The following is a 19897-nucleotide window of genomic DNA, read 5'->3' as shown; positions in this document are numbered from 1 at the left end:
CGATGCGCAAGACGCTACAGCGTCTTTAGCCACCCGCCAGCCTACGCAATAAAAACACTTCGTCGTCGCTGCTAATCTGTTGCGACCAGTCATCGCGATAGATCGTGCCATTTATGGCCACTGCGACATCGTTTTTGAACGGCACCTTCAAACCCGGATACCGATCTTGCAACTTGCGCAACAACTCGCGGATCGTTGAGGCCTCCACCATGACACGTTCTTGGTGATCTGCCAGTGGACGCAAACCTGCCCAGAGCGTCACCTCAACCATTACCCCTTTGCCTGCGCATTCAACGCCGCCAGTATCCGTGGTGGCGAGACCGGAATGTGGAACATCCGAACGTCGACCGCATTTGACACCGCATTCGCGACGGCTGCCAGTGGTGGCACAATCGACGTCTCACCGACACCGCGCACGCCGTAAGGATGGTTGGGATTTGGAATCTCAAGAATTTGCGTGTCGATCATCGGCAAATCTGAACAAACCGGAATGCGGTAATCGAGGAACCCCGGATTCTGTAAACGCCCATCAGCACCGTAGACGTATTCTTCGTTCAACGCCCAACCGATACCCTGCACGGCACCACCTTGGTACTGCCCTTCGACATAATCGGGATGCACCGCTTTACCCGCGTCCTGAATGACCGTGTAGCGCACAACACGCGTGGAACCGGTCTCTGGGTCGACTTCGACGTCACAGATATGCGTTCCGAACGACACCCCAGCACCGTCCGCCACCAACTCACTATGGCCTGCGATCGGCCCGCCGGTATTACCAGCCTCTGCCGCGATATCGGCCACTGACAAAGGTGCAAGGTTGTCATGGGTTGCACCGACCGCCTTAGCGTGGCCGTCTTCCCAGATGATGTCATCTACCGAAATGTCCCACATGGTGGCCGCCCGTTCTCGCATCACTTGGATCGCATTACGGGCCGCCGAAATCGCGGCCATAGAACTTGAAAACGTGCCACGGCTGCCATCGGTCATATCGTTATACCCCAGTGAAGACGTATCCGCGACGATGGCTTTTACGTTTTCATAGGGAATGCCCAACTCCTCAGCCGTGATCAGCGACAGCGAGGCCCGTGATCCGCCCACATCCACCGTACCCACAGCAATCGTCACCGTGCCATCCGCACCGATGTTAAGGTCCACGCAGGTTTGCCCACCAAAGTTGAACCAGAACCCACAGGCCATGCCACGCCCTTGGTTTTCGCCAAGTGGGGCGGACATATGCGGATGCGATTTGGCGGCTTCCAACGTCGGGCCAATCCCAATGGGGCCATAGACCGGTCCGTAGGAGGATTTGCTGCCATCGCTGGCCGCGTTCTTGATGCGGAAATCAACCGCATCCATGCCAATCTTATGTGCCAGCTCATCCACCGCACTTTCAATCGCAAAAGCCGCCATAGGCGCTGAGGGCGCGCGATACGCCGCCACTTTCGGGCGGTTTACAACGACTTCCCAGCCGACCGTTTTAACATTTTCAAGGTCATAACAGGCAAACGACGTCATCGCGCCCAGTTCAGCCCACATGCCCGCATAAGGTCCGCTGGTGTAGCGCAACGTCGCTTCGGCTGCAGTGATAGTTCCGTCCTTCTTCGCCCCGATCTTGACGTCGATAGACGTGGCGCTTGTCGGGCCAGAGGCGCGGAACACTTCCTCCCGTGTCATCACCAGTTTCACAGGCCGCCCTGCTTTGCGCGACAACGCCAGCGCGACAGGTTCGGCCCAGACATGGGTTTTTCCACCAAAACCGCCACCGATCTCGGACGAAGTAACGCGCAGTTTCGACACATCCAGCCCCAAAAGATCCGCGCAGACCTGACGATAGACAAACGGCCCCTGCGTACAGACCCATAGGTCGGCAGTGCCATCGCTGTTGCAATTGGCCACACAAGCGTGCGGCTCAATGTAGCCTTGATGGGTCTGTTCGGTCTTGTAGTTGCGCTCAACGATCATGTCGGCCTTGGCAAATCCGGCCTCTACATCACCGTGGCCAAACTCGGACCGGTTCGCTACGTTCGATGGGGTTTTCGGCGCAGGTTCTACACCCGTTGTGAAAACTGTTTCGTCCAGCACCGGCGCATCGGCAGCCATTGCAACATCCACGTCTACGACGTGGGGCAAGACTTCGTACTCCACCACAATCAACTTAAGCGCAGCCTTCGCCACCGAAGCATCAATAGCTGCCACAGCCGCAACCGCGTGCCCGTCATACATTGCCTTTTTGCGCGCCATACAATTGTCGAGAACCGCAAAAGTTGCGGCATCGCCATTGCTCTGGTCCGGCAGATCGGCAGCGGTGACGACAGCTTTCACACCCTTTAGCGCCTCAGCCTGTGACGTATCAATGCGAACAATCCGTGCGTGGGCATGAGGGCTACGCAGCACGCGCCCGACCAACTGCCCTGGCATGTTGAAATCCGCACCATAGCGCGCGCGACCAGTGACTTTATCTACACCGTCCGGGCGCAGTGGCCTCGTACCGACGGATTTAAGGCCTTGTTCTTTGTAGCTGGGATCAAAGGTCATGTTTTTGCTCCTCTCATCTCGGCAGCGGCGCCTTGCACGGCGCGAACGATTTTGTCGTAACCAGTGCAACGACACAGGTTCCCTGCCAGCCAAAACCGAATTTCTTCTTCACTCGGATCTGGGTGGGCCGCAAGCAATGCTTTGGCTGCCATCAAGAAACCCGGCGTGCAGATTCCACATTGCAGCGCTGCATGTTCGATGAACTTAGCCTGAAGCGGATGCAGGTCTTGCCCCTCCGACATCCCCTCAATCGTTTCGATCTCGCGTCCTTGCGTTTCGGCCCCAAGCACGAGGCATGAGCAAACAACGCGCCCGTCCATTATCGTGCTGCATGCGCCGCAATCTCCCGTGCCGCAGCCTTCTTTCGCGCCCATCAGGCCAAGCCGATTGCGCAAAACGTCCAGTAACGTTTCGTCTGCGTTACACAGAAATTCGACATCATCACCATTGATGGTCGTGGATACAGCTATCGATGTCATGATTGGCCCCCTGCGCGTTCAAATGCGATTGCAGCGGCACGACGCCCCAGCACGCCCGCGACTTGGTTTCTAAATTCAACGGTACCGCGTTTGTCATCAATCGGGTTGCTCGCCGCGACGCAAGCAACTTCAACAGACTTCAATGTGTCCTCACTCAACTTGCTTCCCAGAAGGGCATCAGCAGCCGCGTCTACGACAACAACACTCGGCGCAACAGCCCCGAGAACAACCCGCGCCGTTTGCACGGTGCCGTCCGTATCCAACGTTAGGTTAACAGCCGCGCCGACGACGGCGATGTCCATCTCGGTGCGCGGAATAAAACGCAAATATGCGTCGCCAGTTCGCGCCCCAGGTTTTGGCAACAAGATCGCCTCGATGATCTCACCCTTCGCAAGCGACGTTTGCCCCGGCGCGGTTGGGACATCAGCCACATCAATCGTGCGCCGTCCATCCGGCCCAATAATGCGCGCCTGCGCATTCGCGGCGACCATCGCCGGAACGCTATCTGCCGCTGGTGATGCATTGCAAAGATTGCCAGACATTGTGCAGCGCGATTGCACCTGTGTGGAACCGATTAGATTCGCGGCTTCAACCACACCGGGCCAAGCCGCAACCAGCGCCGCGTGCTCTGACAGTGCGGCGCAAGGCACCGCTGCGCCAATTACGAAACCATCTGCGGTCTCTTCGATCTGACCCATCCCATCGACCGACTTAATATCAACCACAAGGCTTGCATTAAAATCATCGCCTTTCATCCGAACTAACAGGTCGGTCCCCCCTGCAAGCACGAAAGCGTGGCCGTCTGAATTTGCCAACAAATCGACCGCATTCTCGATTGTTGCCGGACTCTCGTATCGCATAACTGTCCTCCTGATGGGGATGTTCCCTGACTGAGGTCACAATTGAATGGAAACTTGTCCAATTCAAGCGCCTTACTCATGCTCGACATGACAATCTATCGTTCAGAGGTGTCATTATCCCATAAAAGTGCAGATTTGGCCCAAAAGCGTGCAGAAGTTGGGGGGGTCAACAAAAAGCGCCTGCGCAATGCATAGGCCCAGAAGCACCAAAATTTAAAAGTGGCTAGTTCATTCTTTCGACTTGCTCCATAGCTCGATCATCTTCTGAGCGTGAAAGATCTCTTCGTAGTCATCAACTGAGAATGGCGAAAAGCCAGGCTGCAGCTCTAGCCTTTCAGTAAAGGCCTCACAGAACATTGCGGTGGATAAGATATCGACGTTCTTGCCATGAGCGATCAAGAGCTCAGCAATCATTAGGTCAGCAGCTATGCCCCAGCTGTATCCGCGGGCGATACTAAACCTTCGATAGAAATCAACCGTGCCGATTTCAGTAAAGTCATGACCAGCGCGTTCGGCGTAGGCGTGGCACAAGCTATTCAGCTCGTTCAGGTCCTCCTGTCGATGAACATCGATTTCCGTGAACGATACCGGTCTTAAGAGATGAGCAAGTTGTGGCTCTTCCTGAATTCGCTCCCCGAGTTTGCCGGTCCCTGAAAGAACCAGTATGAACGGCCAGTCGGGCTGCTTCAAAAGCGTTTGAAGCTATCCAGGATCAATTCGCGCGCTTCAGGCTTTCTGTTGGTAAATATGTGCTGACATTCGTCATTGTGGACACCAACCACGCCCTGTTTTTGGGTTTGAGTCTTCACCTTTTCCCAATAATTGCGTTGGTTAAGATGTCGTCCGTCTTTTATTGGATATCTAAGTCCGGTTCTTAATGTATGGATACCTAGATCTTTCCAGCTGATTTTCCCATCTAGTGTTACGGTCGCAATTCGGGCCGGTCTTCCATCTGGCATTAACGTTGTGCCGTCATTTAACTCCGCTAAGATCCAACGGGTTGCGGACCTTCACCTTGAAGTGTTCAGAAGTTGCGCAGATACACTGGCTGTGGCATTGATTCAAACGGTCGGCTTGTCCACTCCTCTATAGGTAAGGACCTGGGTGAAGGGTTCCGACAGAAAACCGCGGAAAATGCTGGCGTCGAGTTCATTTGTTGATCCGCCATACGACACCCAAATTATGGAGGGTTTGTCCTAAGGAGGTACTTCAATAGACTGACAGTTCTCAGGGCCGTCACAAAACAGTCATGCAAAAGGTCTAAGGATTTCTGCTGATAACTGCACACTTGGAGCGATCTATTGAAAGAATTCAATGCGCAAGATGGCTCAAAGACATCTACACTCTGTTTCGGATGCATGCAATTTGGCGGCACGGCCGATACTGCGGCAAGCCAAGCCATGTTCGAAGCGTGCAAAGAGGCGGGCATTAATTTCTTTGACACCGCCCATACCTACACGGACGGCTCCTCTGAGCGGATGTTGGGCCAGTTTGCAAAACTGGATCGCGAAAAGCTGATCGTGGCAACCAAGGCTGGCTATACCGGTGGTTGCGGCCGCAACAACATTATTCGACAATTCGATGAAAGCCGTATTCGGCTTGGCCTCGACACAGTCGATATCCTCTATTTGCACCGCTGGGACCCGGAAACACCCTTGCAAGAAACTTTCGAGACTTTGGGCGCTTTGCAGAGATCGGGCAAAATTCGCTATATCGGAGTATCAAACTTTGCTGCGTGGCAGGTGATGAAAGCTCAGGCGGCGGCAAATATTGCAGGAACGCGCATCGACATAATCCAGCCAATGTATTCGCTCGTCAAACGTCAGGCAGAGGTTGAACTGTTTCCAATGGCACTCTCAGAAGAGATCGCCGTCGCCCCTTATTCTCCCCTCGGTAGTGGATTGCTGACAGGCAAGTATTTTTCGGGGGGGACGGGGCGTCTTTCGACGGACAAACGCTATGCCGCCCGCTATGGTCAAAAATGGATGCTCGAGGCGGCACGTTCGTTGTCAGAACTGGCTGCTGAACAGGGCATTGACGCTGCCACGCTTTCCGTCGCCTGGGCCGCACAGAATGCTGTTGTAACAGCTCCGATCATCAGCGCACGCAATGTTGAGCAATTGAAACCTTCTTTGGACGCTAAAGACGTGATGTTGAGCGCGGAAGTTTATGCGCGCATGGAAGCTTTATCACCAAGACCTGCTCCAGCGACGGATCGGCTTGAGGAAGCCAGCAATTAGGCTGGTCCGGGAATTTCGCCTTCCCAATGTTCGCCCATGGCGACAGTGCACGATGTTCCGTTTGTGTAGTTCTGTACGATGATCAAGTCACCGTTTCTTTGGGTGACCCAGATTTCGACCAGCGTTTCGGGGTCCCGCAGGCCACTCCCCTGACGCTCTGCTCCCATAGCATCGGTCAGTATATGCGCCATTCGAGTGGAGTCATCACAACTCACATCAGTCATTTGCACTTCCGTAAGCGCAGGAAACGAGAAGCAGACCGACAAAGTGAGCGCATTCGAAAGGCCATAAGGCAATCCTAAGCGTCTGATTTTCAAAATATAACAGAATAATGAAGCCGTGTGGATAACTGTGGCGCCTAGGCAATATGTGCCAATCATTGCAAAAGCTTGCGCTTTGCGTCCCTTGGAAGGGTCATTTTTCTTTTACTTTTATGTAAAGAAACTGACTCAAAACCGTCATCAAACCGTAGCGTCAGGCGTTTACGCCCTCACCAAACATGGGGGCGATATGCTGAAGATTGATAAGCTGACCAAGCGGTTCGGGGATAAAACGGCTGTAGATGCTGCAAACATCCTGGTAGAAAAACCGTCGATGATTGGGGTCATTGGCCGTTCTGGTGCGGGTAAGTCAACGCTCTTGCGGATGGTCAATTGTCTAAGCGATGCCTCGCAGGGCACGATTACCTTTGAGGGTGAAGAGATCACTGGGCTGCGGGGAGCTGCGCGTCGCAATTGGCAATCGCGATGCGCCATGATTTTCCAGCAGTTCAATCTCGTCCCCCGCATGGATGTCGTTTCAAACGTGCTGCATGGCACCCTGAACAAGCGGTCGACCTTCGCGACAATGTTCAACCTTTACCCGCAGTCAGATATTCACCGCGCCATCGAAATCCTTGACCGGCTCGGTATTGCCGAACAGGCCCCGAAACGGGCCGAGGCCCTTTCGGGTGGGCAACAGCAGCGCGTGGCGATTGCGCGCGCCTTGATGCAAGACCCAAAAATCATCCTTGCAGATGAACCGATCGCCAGTCTTGATCCGATGAATGCGCAAGTGGTCATGCAAGCCCTGCGCCGCATTCACGAAGAAGACGGACGCATGGTCATCGCGAACCTTCACACGCTTGATACTGCGCGGCGCTATTGTGATCGCGTAATCGGGATGCGCGATGGGCGGATCGTCTTTGACGGCACGCCAGAGCAGCTGACCACCGGGGTGGCACGGGACATCTACGGGGCTGGCGCGGATTTTTCCGAAGCCGCCACTTCCACCGAAATCGAAACACTGGACAGGTCGGAGATCCGCGAAGTGAAAGCATACGCCTGAGCCAGTTTCAGCCTGTGCATCTGCAGCAGGCCACCTTTATCAACCTGCCCTCAATTATCCGCAAAGCGGTAGGGCAACAAACCACGGAGATGACAATGAAAAAGACCCTCGCACTGGCGCTCGCCGCCACCACAGCCCTCAGCACGGGCGCTTTTGCCCAAGAGATCACTGAATTCCGCATCGGTATCCTCGGCGGCGAAAACGCGCAGGACCGGATGAACAGCTACCAGTGTCTGGCGGATTACACGGCCGAAGCGCTCGGCGTCGAAACCAAGCTTTTCGCCCCAGCCGACTATAATGGCGTCATTCAGGGCCTTCTGGGTGGCACCATCGACATGGCATGGTTGGGCGCATCTTCCTATGCCGCAACATTCCTGCAGGATCCGGACGCCGTTGAGCCTGTCTTGATCAAGGTCAACCTTGATGGCTCAGTCGGCTACCATTCTATCGGCTTTGCCCGCATCGATAACGGCGTCACATCGCTGGATGATATGGAAGGCAAGGTGTTTGGTTTCGGTGATCCAAACTCCACATCGGGCTACCTTATCCCATCCATCGAGATCCCGCAGTACAAAGACGGCATCACAATGGAATCCGGCGAATACTTCGGTGAAGTCATATTCACAGGCGGTCATGAGCAGACCATCGTCGCAGTAAACAACGGCGATATCGACGGCGGCGTGACGTGGGCCGATGGTCAGGGCAACTGGGAAGACGGCTACAACTCCGGCGCACTGCGCAAAGCGGTTGATGCAGGCCTCGTCGACATGAACGACATGGTTCAAATCTGGAAATCCAACGTAATCCCCGAAGGCCCAGTCGTTCTGCGTCAAGCCTTGCCGGACGACGTCAAAGCTACAATGGTTGCACTGGTAGATGGGCTTTACGAAGCAGACCCTGAATGTGCCTACGGCGTCGCTGCGGGGGATACACTGGGTTTCCAGCCAGTCACGCACGCGATGTACGAAAGCATCGTAGCGGCACGCCAGTCCGTAATTGGAAACTAAGATAATTCTTATGACGCATCCGGTAGCCCTTTGGGGCTGCCGGTATTTCTTTGTCCGGGGGTCAGGATGGTAGATATTTCACTGAGTGGCGCGCAACACCACGTGGACAGCATTCAAGCCAGCTGTATGGCGCAGGTACAGCGCCGCAGGCTCTATGGCGGTCTTACTCTTCTGATTTTCGTCGTTCTGATGGTTTCCGGGTTCAATGTCGCAGATGACCGCAACGCTGGAGGTTTCTGGGATGGACTGCATCAGATCGGCGATTACCCAGCAGATGTTTTGTCTGAAGCATGGGAAAAGCGCGCCGATCTGCCGGCCTTGATCGCCAAGTATTTTCCCGCCTTAGTGGAGACCATCAACATCGCCGCTGTCTCAACCCTAATCGGTGCAATTGGTGGCTTGTTCCTATCGCTGCTCGGCACCCGCGGCTTGGCGAAATGGCCGCGTCTGATCCCCCTGTTCCGCCGCATCTCGGATATCATGCGCGCCGTGCCCGAAATCGTCATCGCACTGGTTCTGATCTTTGTACTCGGTGGTGGGCCCGTTCCCGCAATGATTGCAATAGCCATCCACACGGCCGGTGCACTGGCTAAGATGTTTTCCGAAGTTTCCGAAAACACCGACTTGAAAGCTGTAGAAGGGCTTGCCTCCACAGGTGCGACATGGTCGCAGCGGATGCTTCTGGGTGTGCTGCCGCAGGTCGCACCGAACTACGTGAGCTACACGCTGTTGCGATTTGAAATCAACATCCGTGCCTCGGCAATACTTGGATTTGTCGGTGCCGGTGGGCTCGGTTACGAGTTGCGAAACGCTATGGCCTGGGGGCCAGGACGTTTTGATGAAGCCGCCGCGATTTTCATCCTTCTGTTCGGCACGATCATATTCTTCGATCAAGTGTCCAGCCGCTACCGCAATCGTTTGACTGAGGGACAAGGCCAATGACCACTATTGATCTGGACGCGACCAAGTTTGAGGCCGAAAAGCTCTTTCAGCGCAAACGCTTGATTGGCTTTGGCTTCCCGGCGGTCATCGCAGTTTATTTCGTCTACATCTTCTTCGCGTTTGACCTGCCTGGTCTTGCCGGACGCGCCAATATGGAAAACGCCGTGACGTTGGCTTCCGACAGCTGGTCCCACAAGGTGCATGTCACCCGAGACAATCGGTCAGGAGAGATCACTTATGCCGTAGAGGGAGAACGCAAGGGTCGCTACCCAGAGGGCCAGCGTCCCGATTGGGTAAGAGGAGATGAAGTCATCACCATCGATCTGGGCGGTGACATCATTGTGCGCTATCTGCCCGACAACCGGACCGAGATCGAAATTCCCGGCTTCCAACCGATCGAGGCGCAGGCAGAGGGGCGCACCGTCACGACCAACCTGCCCGATGATCTGCCCGATTGGATTTCCGCCTCAAACCGCCGCGTGGGCATCACCACGGCCGAAGGCCGCATAACCTTAACGGGCGCTCGGACCGAGGTTTTCAACTATTTCCCCGGTTGGGAACTGTTCTGGTTCACGCTCGACAGTCCTTACTACGGACAGTCCTTGGCCAAGATCCTGTTTGGCGACCAGATCGACCCTGCGCGCGGCAATATTACTGGGGCAGTGTCCGATTGGTGGAACAACGCCATGTGGCGGCACAAGGATGTGGCTTGGGCCATTGGCGAGACGATCCTGATGGCCTTCCTCGGCACCATGGGTGCTGCAATCATCGCCCTGCCTTTGGGCTTTCTAGCAGCCAAACGGTTCTCGCCGTTGATGTTGGTGCGCGCTGCAACCCGCCGACTGTTCGATTTTGTGCGCGGTGTCGATGCGCTGATCTGGACGGTGGTCCTGGCCCGCGCCTTTGGCCCCGGCCCGCTTACTGGCGCATTGGCAATCCTGATCACGGATACCGGCACCTTTGGCAAAATCTTCTCGGAGGCTTTGGAAAACGTGGATCAAAAGCAAATCGAGGGTGTCGCCTCGACCGGAGCCAAGCCGCTCCAACGCTATCGCTTTGGCGTCATACCGCAGATTGTGCCGGTGCTTCTGGCCCAAATCCTTTACTTCCTTGAATCCAACACCCGCTCTGCCACCATCATCGGCGCCATCACAGGCGGTGGCATCGGCCTTATGCTGACCCAAGCAATCCAGACCCAGAAAGACTGGGAAGAAGTCGCTTATTATATCGTCCTGATCATCGCCATGGTGATGTTCATGGACTGGTTCTCGGGCTGGCTGCGTGGCAAGCTGATCGGGCGCAAGGACTAATGGCCTGCATCCTGATTACCGGAAGCAACCGGGGGATTGGCGCGGCACTGGCTGCACGTGCAGGGGATCGCGGGCATGACGTGCTGCGCGCCTCGCGCGTGGGACAGGGCGGCGATGTCATCTTTGATGTCAGCAATCCCCAGCAAGTTCGGGACGCGATATCAGCGATCAACCATCCGATTGATATTGTCATCAATAATGCAGGTATTATCGGACCGGACAGCCCTACAACCGATATGGATTGGACTGCAATGGCCTATACATTTGCGGTCAATGTCGCTGGTGCTCTGGCCGTCAGCACGGCCTGTCTGGATCATTTGCAGCGTAGCAGCAGGCCCCGTATCCTGACAGTTTCAAGTCAGATGTCATATATGGGTTATGCCAAATCGGATCGTATTGCCTACCGCGCCTCCAAGGCTGCGGTGAATAAAGTCATGCAAGGCCTGGCGACGGACTTGCACCCTGACGGCATTGCCGTCGTGCTTGTCGATCCCGGTTGGGTACAAACCGATATGGGTGGGGCAGAGGCCGATCTTACCCCGTGTGAGGTCGCGGCAGGGGTCGTCGCTTTGGCAGAAGGCATTACCCTTGAGCATACCGGCAAGTTCTTTCGGTGGAATGGCGAGGAACGAGCGTTTTGAGTGCGACCAGATTAAAACCGGATGCCCCCTTTATTCATCCCGATTGCGAGATCACAGATGCAACATTCGGACAGTATGTGGAAATCGGACGCGGTAGCCGCTTGGCGCAATGCGAAATGGATGACTATTCATACTGCGACCGATTTGCCGACATTGCCAATGCCTCCGTGGGCAAGTTCTCGAACATTGCAGCCTTCGTACGGATCGGCGCCACAGACCACCCGATGGAAAAAGCAAGTTTGCATCACTTTCACTATCGCTCAGCCGATTATTTCGAAGATGCAGATCACGATGACGCTTGGTTCGCCCACAGACGGACCCGGCGTACGGTGATTGGTCATGATACATGGCTTGGCCATGGCGCGCAGGTCCGGCCCGAAGTGAACATCGGCCACGGGGCGGTTATCGCAGGCGGTGCAATTGTGACAAAGGATGTGCCTCCCTACATGATCGTGGCAGGCATCCCTGCTGTCCCGATGCGTCCTCGTTTCGCACCACGGGTTTTTGACAGGCTTATGCAGCTTGCATGGTGGGATTGGCCGCACGCACGCCTGCGCAGCGCGCTTGATGATTTTCGTAACCTCAGTGCAGAGGAATTTCTGGAGCACCACGAGGGCACGATCTGACACTAGACGTCACAATGTTGTCGCGTTGCGCCGCTAGGAACAGGCAGGCTTATCATAAGGTTCAAAGCAGATGGATACGGGTGCTGCGCTGGTGAGCAAGCCTCACGTTTCAAGTGTCAGCGTAACCCTGTCACCAGCAAACCAAGTGCGACCGTATTCTACGGGCAGCCCGCCCTCGGAATGATCTAGACTCGAGGATCTCAGCAGCGGATCACCTTCGGCAACATGCAACAGCAATGCCTGGGTTGCCGTGGCGCGGACTGCCGTAAGGCGGGTTGAGGCACGCGTATAGTCGTCGATGCCCACAACACTTAAGGCTTGTGTCACGCTGCTTGCTTCCTTCAATGCAGTGGTGATGCCTACTAGGCGCGCCAGTGGGAACAAGCTTTCGAATACAGCAACCGGCTGGCCATCTGCCAATGAAAGCCCGTGATAGACACAAACCGGATCGCCGGCCTCGATCTGCAACGCCTGAGCCTCGCCAATCGTCGCAGCGCGCTCGTCCAACGCGAGCATGCGCTTTTCGGGCCTACGGCCCGCGGCGATCAGGTTTTCGTGGAACCGCACGCGATTGCCAATCGGATAGTCAGTTGGCGTGGCCGCGACAAAGGCCCCTGCGCCGCGACGGGTGCGCACCAGCCCGTCCTCAACCAATACAGAAATCCCGTGGCGTACCGTGTGGCGGTTCACGCCAAATCGCTCTGCCAGCGCAGCCTCGGTCGGCAGTTTGTCACCGGGGTTATAGCGCCCTTCGGCCAAGTCGCTGCGCAATGCGTTAGCGATGGCCTTCCAGATCGGGGTTTTGTCAGAACTGTCACGCAAATTTCACAAAACTCTTCTGTCATGAGGACATCAATATGATAAGATATGTATAGTTGTATAGGAAAGAGACAAGTTGTCGAGATGAAAGACACTGTAAGCGAAAATAATCCCCGTAAGGCGTGGATGGGTCTGCTGGCTAAAGCGCCCGAAGGCCGCGTGGCTGCACTGTTGGATGCTGAAATATCGCGCCCTGCTTTTACGTGGCTGCGTGCACCAGAGATTGGCAGCACGATGGTCCGCGCACGCGCTGGTGCCACCGGCGCACCCTTCAATCTGGGCGAGATGACTATAACCCGCTGCGCTTTGACGTTGGAAACCGGCGAAGTCGGGCACAGCTATATTCAAGGGCGCAGCAAAGCAGATGCCGAAGTCGCCGCTCTCGTAGATGCGCTTATGCAGACCGCAATGGCAAGTAGGCTGCGCGAGGCGGTCCTTGCGCCTCTGGAAACAGGAATGGCCACCATGAAAGCTGCCCGCGCGGCCAAGGCAGCCGCGACAAAGGTTGATTTCTTTACTATGACCAGAGGAGAAGACTGATGCAGGCAAACACCCTGTCCGGCGGCTTTGCTGATCCAGCCACCCAGTCAGCCCACGCCTTTCGTAGTGTGATGGAGGCCATGGCCCGCCCCGGCACCATTCAGGATATCCACGGGGCTGCACCCCCAGCCCCGCTGTCGCCCGCGATGGGTGCCGTTCTGCTGACACTCTGCGATACGGAAACACCGGTTTATCTGGCTGGCGACATGGATTGCGATGCGGCGCGGGCGTGGCTGGCCTTTCACACAGGTGCCCCTTTTGTTGGCCCCGCGCAGTGCATGTTTGCGGTTGGCAAATGGGACGCGCTCACGCCGCTCGAGGTCTACCCGATCGGCACGTCCGAGTACCCTGACCGCTCGGCCACGCTCATAGTTGAATGTTCCGAACTTGCCTCAGGTGCAACATTGACGGGCCCTGGTATCAAGGAAACGGCAACGCTTTCCTTGCCAGAATTGGAAGCGTTTCAGGCCAACCGAACCCTGTTCCCTTTGGGGCTGGATTTCATTTTCACTTGTGGCGGCCGCCTCGCGGCTTTGCCCCGATCAGCCGAAGTCTCGCGTTCAAGTAGCCAAGCGCGTGCGCAAGCGGGAGCATCCTGATATGTATGTAGCAGTCAAAGGCGGAGAGCGGGCAATCGAAAATGCCCATGCCTGGCTCGCTGAAGAACGCCGCGGCAACACGGATGTCGCGGAGCTCAGCATTGCGCAAATCCGCGAGCAACTCAGTCTTGCCGTCAATCGCGTCATGGCCGAAGGGTCGCTTTATGATCCGGACCTGGCGGCACTTGCGATCAAGCAGGCGCGTGGCGATATGATCGAAGCGATCTTCCTCATTCGCGCCTATCGCACCACTCTGCCGCGCTTTGGTGCGTCCGAGCCTGTCGATACCGGCATTATGGCCTGCGACAGGCGGATCTCGGCCACGTTCAAGGACCTGCCCGGCGGGCAGGTCCTGGGCCCAACATTTGACTACACGCACCGTTTGCTTGATTTCAAACTGGCCGCTGATGGCGATGTGCCCAAGGCTCCTTCACGTGACGCCGAGACGGGCACTGTCCCGCATGTCACCGAATTCCTGAACCGCGAAGGGCTGATCGAAGAGGCCCCCCATAACGATACGCCGCCCCCAGACCTGACCCGCGAACCGCTGGAAATGCCCGCCGACCGCGCCCTGCGCCTGCAAGCGCTGACCCGCGCGGACGAAGGTTTTACCCTTGGCCTCGCCTACTCCACGCAACGCGGCTACGGGCGCAACCATGCCTTTGTGGGCGAGCTACGGATCGGGTCGGTGCCGGTCGAGATGGACATCCCCGAACTGGGATTTGCCGTTGAGATCGGAGAAGTGACCCTGACCGAATGTGAAACGGTCAACCAATTCACCGGCTCGAAAACCGAGCCGCCACAGTTTACGCGGGGCTATGGGCTGGTCTTTGGCCAGACCGAACGCAAGGCAATCTCCATGGCCTTGGTCGATCGCGCGTTACGCTGGGAAGAATTGGGCGAGGATAACGTTGGTGCACCTGCACAGGACGCAGAATTCGTTTTGTATCACGCCGACAACATTCAGGCGACGGGGTTCCTAGAACATATCAAACTGCCCCATTACGTCGATTTTCAATCTGAATTGGAACTGGTGCGCAAGCTCCGTCGCGAAGCGGGTGCGCAACAGGTGCAGGAGGCAGCGGAATGACTGAGTACAACTTCGCCTATTTGGACGAACAAACAAAACGGATGATCCGCCGCGCAATCCTTAAGGGGCTTGCCATTCCCGGCTATCAGGTCCCTTTCGCCTCTCGCGAGATGCCAATGCCCTATGGCTGGGGAACAGGCGGCGTGCAGGTGTCGGCTGCGGTGCTGACGCCCTCGGACACGTTCAAGGTGATCGACCAAGGGGCCGATGACACCACAAACGCCGTTTCAATCCGGACTTTCTTTCAACGCACGGCAGGAGTTGCGACGACCACTGCGACAAGTGACGCCACTGTGATTCAGACCCGGCACCGCATCCCCGAAGAGCCGCTACACGAAGGTCAGATCCTTGTCTATCAGGTGCCGATCCCGGAACCGCTGCGCTTTCTCGAACCCCGTGAAAGCGAGACTCGCAAGATGCACAGCCTTGAAGAATATGGACTGATGCATGTGAAACTTTACGAAGATATCAGCCGCCACGGTCATATCGCGACCTCTTATGCCTATCCGGTCAAGGTCGAAGGACGCTATGTGATGGATCCCTCGCCGATCCCCAAATTCGACAACGCCAAACTGGGCGATATGGCCGCAATCCAGCTTTTTGGCGCAGGCCGCGAGCAACGTATTTATGCGCTGCCCCCATATACCCAGGTGGTCAGCCTAGACTTTGAGGATCATCCGTTCGAAGCGTCCAAAGCAGATCATCTCTGCGGGATGTGCGGTGCGAACGACAGCTATCTGGATGAGTTGATCATCGATGACTTAGGTGGGCGAATGTTTGTCTGCTCTGACACCGACTATTGCGAAGCGCGCCAGGCAGCGGGCCATAAAGGAAAGGACGCAGCATGACACCTTTGCTTTCCGTTCAAGGCATCACCAAGCGATATGGTGCGCATATCGGTTGCGCGGATGTGTCTTTTGACCTGTATCCCGGTGAGGTTATGGGGATCGTTGGCGAAAGCGGGTCAGGTAAATCCACCTTGCTCAATTGCATGGCAGGGCATCTGATCCCCGATGCGGGACAGGTGGTGTTCGACACCCGCACCGACGGCCCGCGCGACACAATTACCATGTCAGAGCCGGAGCGGCGGATGCTCGGTCGCACCGATTGGGCTTTTGTCCACCAACACGCCCGCGACGGGCTGCGCATGGGCGTCAGCGCAGGAGGCAATGTAGGCGAGCGGTTGATGGCTGTGGGCGAACGCAACTACGGTGACATCCGCGACAAGGCCACGGATTGGCTCGGGCGGGTCGAGATCGACGCAACCCGTGTAGATGATAGGCCCACAACTTTCTCTGGCGGGATGCAGCAACGCTTGCAGATAGCGCGCAATCTCGTGACGGGCCCGCGTCTTGTGTTCATGGATGAACCCACAGGCGGTCTTGATGTGTCGGTTCAAGCGCGACTGCTGGATCTGCTGCGCGGTCTGGTGCGTGACATGGGGCTGTCAGCGATCATCGTAACCCATGACCTGGCTGTGGTGCGCCTGCTGGCGGACCGCCTAATGGTCATGAAATCAGGCCGCGTGGTCGAAGCGGGTCTGACAGATCAGGTACTGGACGATCCGCAGCATGCCTATAGCCAGCTTCTTGTCAGTTCCGTTTTACAGGTATGAGCCATGATTGAACTCAAAGACGTCTCCAAAACCTTTACCCTGCACAACCAGGGAAGTGCCGTGATCGAAGTGATCAGCGATGTGTCCTTTGCGGTTGTTCCCGGTGAATGCGTGGCGCTCACTGGGGCCTCTGGTGCTGGTAAATCCACGCTGATGCGGATGATCTACGGCAATTACCTGACGCAGGCAGGTGAAATTCGCATTGGCGATTTGGACATCGTGCGGTCTGAACCGCGCGACCTCATCAAATTGCGTCGTGATGTGCTGGGCTATGTTAGCCAGTTCCTGCGTGTGGTGCCGCGCGTGCCAACGCTGGATGTGGTTGCGGAGCCTCTGCGCGCCTTGGGAGTGCCGGCAGACGAAGCGCAGAACCGCGCATCGGCGCTTCTGACCCAATTAAACATCCCCGAAAGGCTGTGGTCCTTGTCCCCCACAACCTTCTCGGGCGGCGAGCAACAGCGCGTGAACATTGCCCGTGGTTTTGCCCATACCTACCCTGCGATGTTGCTTGATGAACCTACCGCGAGCTTGGACGCTGCGAACCGCGAGGTGGTGCTCTCCTTGATTGAGGACGCCAAAGCGCGCGGCGCGGCCATTATCGGTATTTTCCATGATGAGGCAGCCCGCACCCGAGTCTGTGATCGTGAAATTGATGTCGGCCGCTTTACCCCCGGAATGGCTGCATGACGCTTGCCTCAAAGTCTGGGGGACGCCTCATCGCGGTTGTCGGTCCATCGGGTGTCGGCAAGGACAGCGTGATGGCGGGCCTACGCGGCGTAATACCCGATTTGCATCTGGTGCGCCGCGTCATCACACGTGCGCCCGAATTGGGTGGCGAGGATTACGATGCTGTGTCTGTGTCGCAATTTGAAGCCTTAGTTGAAAGTAGGGCTTTTGCCGTGCATTGGCGCGCGCACGGGCTGCATTACGGCGTTCCGATTGCCGTCAAATACCAACTTGGCAAGGGCACCGATTGCCTTGTCAATTTCTCCCGCAAGGCTCTGGCCCAAGCGGCCGAGATTTTTCCACGCCTCGTCGTTCTCAACATCACCGCGAAACCGGAAACACTTGCGCACCGTCTGGCCGCGCGGGCCCGTGAGACGGAAAAAGAGATCAGCAAACGCCTTGCAGTGGCTGACAAGCCCTTGCCGGCTGGGCTCAAGGTGATCAACCTCGCAAACGATGGTCCGCTGTCCCAGACCATCGCCCGGGGCGCAGCACTGCTTCAGCCGGTGAGTTTGTAGCGATGGATCACCTCAAACCGGCCATCTTCCCGCTCACCGCACAAAGCGATCTGATCCAACACAAAAAGGCGAGGCAGGTCCGGCAAATGACGCCGCACAGCAGCCGACCATACGGCGATGTCATCCTGCAGCAGCCCCGCCGTCAGGGTCATGTGGAACCGAAACTCCTCCATCACATAAGGATAGCCCCATTGCGTCAACAGCGCCTCTTGCGCCGGGCTCAGACCGGCTTTGCGACGGCGCGCGAATTCTGCCTCGGAAGCTGGGGCGCGAAACTGATCAAGCTCTCGCACACAGCCCCCAGCAACCCGGCGCACTGCTTGCATATCGTCTTGCGGGGTCAGCGCCAGAAAACCGCCCAAAGTCGTCAATTCCAAGCCATCACATATGGCCGGCGCGAGGTCGACAGCAAGGTCAGATACGGCTGCTTCAAGAGCCGGCACATTTTGCCCTTCTGCCAGACGAAATGGCGGTTTCAAAGTCGCATGAAACCCGTATTTGCGCGGTGTCATCGTGATGTCATCCAAACCCGGCATATCTGGCTGGGGTGTCTCACGGCCATGCAACACATCCCAACCAAGCCAAGAAGCACCGAAATCGGCCAAGGGCCCTACCGGCGGCACATAGTAAATTGCAAATCGAGAGTATGACATGAATTCCCCTTTCCCCACGTCCTCTTTGACAAAGGCTTGTGACAACGATGTGTCAAGCGACCTATGTCTCGCCAATGCGCAGCTTGTGTTGGAAGATCAGGTACTCACTGGTGCGGTGACGATCGAACAAGGCGTCATTTGTGACATTACTGAAGGAGATCATGTCCCAACCGGAGCCCTGGATTGCGCCGGTGACCTTGTTCTTCCCGGTCTTGTCGAACTGCATACAGACAATGTCGAACGCCATATCGAACCGCGCCCAGAGGTGGACTGGCCACATTTGCCCGCGCTGATCGCGCACGATGCAGAGTTGGCATCCACCGGCATCACGACGGTGTTTGACGCCATGCGGGTGGGGTCCATCCACAACGGCAAGGGACGCTACATAGACTACGCCCGAAAGCTGGCGGATGAACTCTTGGCAGCGCGCGCGCAAGGGTATTTCAAGATAAGTCATTTCCTCCATCTACGGGCCGAAATCTGTTCAGAGACGCTGCTTGAGGAACTGTCGGCGTTCGGATCGTCAGACAGGGTCGGCATCGTCAGCCTGATGGATCACACCCCGGGCCAGCGCCAGTTCCGTGACCTAACCGCGCTGAAAACCTACGTCGCTAAGAAACGCGGGATGAACGACGCAGAGTTTACCGAACATGTTGAGACTCTTTTGGGTCTGCAAAAACGCCTCGGGGCAAAGCACGAGGTGGGGGCGGTGAAAGAAGCCCGCCGCCTGAATGCAGTTCTGGCCAGCCATGATGATACCACGGCCGATCATGTTGGAACCTCAGCGGGGAACGGCGTGGGGTTTGCCGAGTTTCCCACAACGGTTGAGGCCGCAGCTGCCTGTCGCATGCACGGCATTGCCGTGATGATGGGCGCACCCAACCTTATCCGCGGCGGATCCCACTCCGGCAATGTTGCGGCAGAGGCCCTCGCAAAAGCCGATCTTCTCGATATTGTCTCGTCGGACTACGTGCCCTCAGCGCTGCTTTTGTCGGCCTTCCGCCTTGCTGATATCTGGAATGATTTGCCTCGCGCTATTGCGACCGTTACCAGCAACCCTGCGAATGCCGTGCGGTTGCATGACCGTGGTGCTTTGAAAACAGGTTTGCGCGGTGACGTTCTGCGCGTGCGCAAAATCGGCGAAACGCCTCTACTCCGCGGCGTCTGGAGCCAAGGCGACAAAGTTGCCTAAGGCTTTGGGGAACCTCGATCGCTTAGGACCCAATGATCATGAAACAGTCGCGTCGTAGATACGCACGCCCATCATTCATCCAGCTGATATCTGACAGACCATTCTTACTCGCTAGTCCGTTACGCCAACCTGATCACATCAATGATAGGCGGAATTAGAAAATGAATTTTGAGCCTATC

General features: G+C 56.5%; 23 protein-coding genes. 15 read left to right on the top strand and 8 right to left on the bottom strand.

Features of this window, described 5'->3' with window-relative positions:
• Positions 1-25: 25 nt before the first annotated feature.
• From OCA8868_RS12735 to OCA8868_RS12715, 5 genes are all read right to left on the bottom strand, one after another.
• Complete coding sequence (locus OCA8868_RS12735; protein WP_093996963.1) at positions 26-271, bottom strand: MoaD/ThiS family protein; 246 nt, start codon at positions 269-271, stop codon at positions 26-28.
• Positions 271-2535, bottom strand: a complete 2265-nt coding sequence (locus OCA8868_RS12730; RefSeq protein WP_093996962.1) for a xanthine dehydrogenase family protein molybdopterin-binding subunit — start codon at positions 2533-2535, stop codon at positions 271-273. The genes OCA8868_RS12735 and OCA8868_RS12730 overlap by 1 nt, the downstream gene beginning before the upstream one ends.
• Positions 2532-3014, bottom strand: a complete 483-nt coding sequence (locus OCA8868_RS12725; RefSeq protein WP_093996961.1) for a (2Fe-2S)-binding protein — start codon at positions 3012-3014, stop codon at positions 2532-2534. Before OCA8868_RS12725 ends, OCA8868_RS12730 begins: the two co-directional genes overlap by 4 nt.
• On the bottom strand, positions 3011-3874 hold the full coding sequence (locus tag OCA8868_RS12720) for an FAD binding domain-containing protein (RefSeq protein WP_093996960.1): 864 nt from the start codon (positions 3872-3874) through the stop codon (positions 3011-3013). The genes OCA8868_RS12725 and OCA8868_RS12720 overlap by 4 nt, the downstream gene beginning before the upstream one ends.
• 228 nt (positions 3875-4102) lie before the next feature.
• Positions 4103-4564 (bottom strand): hypothetical protein, encoded by a 462-nt coding sequence (locus OCA8868_RS12715; RefSeq protein WP_093996959.1) that lies wholly within the window; start codon positions 4562-4564, stop codon positions 4103-4105.
• Positions 4565-5175: 611 nt separating this feature from the next.
• Here OCA8868_RS12715 and OCA8868_RS12705 point away from each other — a divergent pair.
• Complete coding sequence (locus OCA8868_RS12705; protein WP_281253628.1) at positions 5176-6114, top strand: aldo/keto reductase; 939 nt, start codon at positions 5176-5178, stop codon at positions 6112-6114.
• Here the strand turns inward: OCA8868_RS12705 and OCA8868_RS16530 are convergent.
• The gene (locus OCA8868_RS16530) at positions 6111-6338 is read right to left on the bottom strand and encodes a hypothetical protein (RefSeq protein ID WP_143849627.1); all 228 of its coding nucleotides are present in this window, start codon (positions 6336-6338) and stop codon (positions 6111-6113) included. The genes OCA8868_RS12705 and OCA8868_RS16530 overlap by 4 nt on opposite strands.
• 286 nt (positions 6339-6624) lie before the next feature.
• Between OCA8868_RS16530 and phnC the strand changes: the two genes are divergently transcribed.
• The 6 genes from phnC (at position 6625) to OCA8868_RS12670 (ending at position 11966) form a co-directional block, all read left to right on the top strand.
• On the top strand, positions 6625-7440 hold the full coding sequence (phnC, locus tag OCA8868_RS12695) for a phosphonate ABC transporter ATP-binding protein (RefSeq protein ID WP_093997216.1): 816 nt from the start codon (positions 6625-6627) through the stop codon (positions 7438-7440).
• Between the two features lie 95 nt (positions 7441-7535).
• On the top strand, positions 7536-8447 hold the full coding sequence (phnD, locus tag OCA8868_RS12690) for a phosphonate ABC transporter substrate-binding protein (RefSeq protein WP_093997215.1): 912 nt from the start codon (positions 7536-7538) through the stop codon (positions 8445-8447).
• Between the two features lie 66 nt (positions 8448-8513).
• Positions 8514-9389, top strand: a complete 876-nt coding sequence (phnE, locus tag OCA8868_RS12685; protein WP_093996955.1) for a phosphonate ABC transporter, permease protein PhnE — start codon at positions 8514-8516, stop codon at positions 9387-9389.
• Positions 9386-10699, top strand: a complete 1314-nt coding sequence (phnE, locus tag OCA8868_RS12680; protein WP_093996954.1) for a phosphonate ABC transporter, permease protein PhnE — start codon at positions 9386-9388, stop codon at positions 10697-10699. Before phnE (OCA8868_RS12685) ends, phnE (OCA8868_RS12680) begins: the two co-directional genes overlap by 4 nt.
• A complete protein-coding gene (locus tag OCA8868_RS12675; RefSeq protein ID WP_093996953.1) occupies positions 10699-11340 on the top strand; it encodes an SDR family NAD(P)-dependent oxidoreductase in 642 nt (213 codons plus the stop codon). The genes phnE (OCA8868_RS12680) and OCA8868_RS12675 overlap by 1 nt, the downstream gene beginning before the upstream one ends.
• A complete protein-coding gene (locus OCA8868_RS12670) occupies positions 11337-11966 on the top strand; it encodes an LbetaH domain-containing protein (RefSeq protein WP_093996952.1) in 630 nt (209 codons plus the stop codon). Before OCA8868_RS12675 ends, OCA8868_RS12670 begins: the two co-directional genes overlap by 4 nt.
• Positions 11967-12068: 102 nt before the next feature.
• Here the strand turns inward: OCA8868_RS12670 and phnF are convergent, their stop codons facing one another.
• Positions 12069-12788, bottom strand: coding sequence for a phosphonate metabolism transcriptional regulator PhnF (gene phnF / locus OCA8868_RS12665; RefSeq protein WP_093996951.1), 720 nt, complete (start codon positions 12786-12788; stop codon positions 12069-12071).
• A gap of 81 nt (positions 12789-12869) precedes the next feature.
• Between phnF and phnG the strand changes: the two genes are divergently transcribed.
• Genes phnG through phnN form a run of 7 tightly spaced genes read left to right on the top strand, consistent with a single transcriptional unit; the run spans position 12870 to position 17873 of the window.
• Positions 12870-13325: a phosphonate C-P lyase system protein PhnG gene (phnG, locus tag OCA8868_RS12660; RefSeq protein WP_093996950.1), complete on the top strand. Its 456-nt coding sequence runs from the start codon at positions 12870-12872 to the stop codon at positions 13323-13325.
• Positions 13325-13924, top strand: coding sequence for a phosphonate C-P lyase system protein PhnH (gene phnH, locus OCA8868_RS12655; RefSeq protein WP_093996949.1), 600 nt, complete (start codon positions 13325-13327; stop codon positions 13922-13924). The genes phnG and phnH overlap by 1 nt, the downstream gene beginning before the upstream one ends.
• A gap of 1 nt (position 13925) precedes the next feature.
• Positions 13926-15014, top strand: a complete 1089-nt coding sequence (locus OCA8868_RS12650) for a carbon-phosphorus lyase complex subunit (protein WP_093996948.1) — start codon at positions 13926-13928, stop codon at positions 15012-15014.
• A complete protein-coding gene (locus OCA8868_RS12645) occupies positions 15011-15862 on the top strand; it encodes an alpha-D-ribose 1-methylphosphonate 5-phosphate C-P-lyase PhnJ (protein WP_093996947.1) in 852 nt (283 codons plus the stop codon). The genes OCA8868_RS12650 and OCA8868_RS12645 overlap by 4 nt, the downstream gene beginning before the upstream one ends.
• Positions 15859-16629, top strand: coding sequence for a phosphonate C-P lyase system protein PhnK (gene phnK, locus OCA8868_RS12640; protein WP_093996946.1), 771 nt, complete (start codon positions 15859-15861; stop codon positions 16627-16629). The genes OCA8868_RS12645 and phnK overlap by 4 nt, the downstream gene beginning before the upstream one ends.
• 3 nt (positions 16630-16632) lie before the next feature.
• Complete coding sequence (gene phnL / locus OCA8868_RS12635) at positions 16633-17316, top strand: phosphonate C-P lyase system protein PhnL (RefSeq protein ID WP_093996945.1); 684 nt, start codon at positions 16633-16635, stop codon at positions 17314-17316.
• On the top strand, positions 17313-17873 hold the full coding sequence (phnN, locus tag OCA8868_RS12630; RefSeq protein ID WP_093996944.1) for a phosphonate metabolism protein/1,5-bisphosphokinase (PRPP-forming) PhnN: 561 nt from the start codon (positions 17313-17315) through the stop codon (positions 17871-17873). Before phnL ends, phnN begins: the two co-directional genes overlap by 4 nt.
• Here the strand turns inward: phnN and OCA8868_RS12625 are convergent.
• Positions 17855-18526 carry a DUF1045 domain-containing protein gene (locus OCA8868_RS12625; RefSeq protein WP_093996943.1) on the bottom strand — a complete coding sequence of 224 codons (672 nt, stop codon included), beginning with the start codon at positions 18524-18526 and terminating at the stop codon, positions 17855-17857. The genes phnN and OCA8868_RS12625 overlap by 19 nt on opposite strands.
• On the opposite strand from OCA8868_RS12625, the gene OCA8868_RS12620 reads away from it, so the two are divergent.
• On the top strand, positions 18525-19718 hold the full coding sequence (locus tag OCA8868_RS12620) for an alpha-D-ribose 1-methylphosphonate 5-triphosphate diphosphatase (protein WP_179214854.1): 1194 nt from the start codon (positions 18525-18527) through the stop codon (positions 19716-19718). The genes OCA8868_RS12625 and OCA8868_RS12620 overlap by 2 nt on opposite strands.
• Positions 19719-19897 lie beyond the last annotated feature (179 nt).

This window comes from Octadecabacter ascidiaceicola, from assembly GCF_900185015.1.
Lineage (GTDB): Bacteria > Pseudomonadota > Alphaproteobacteria > Rhodobacterales > Rhodobacteraceae > Octadecabacter > Octadecabacter ascidiaceicola.
This window is presented reverse-complemented; position numbering and strand designations above follow the sequence as displayed.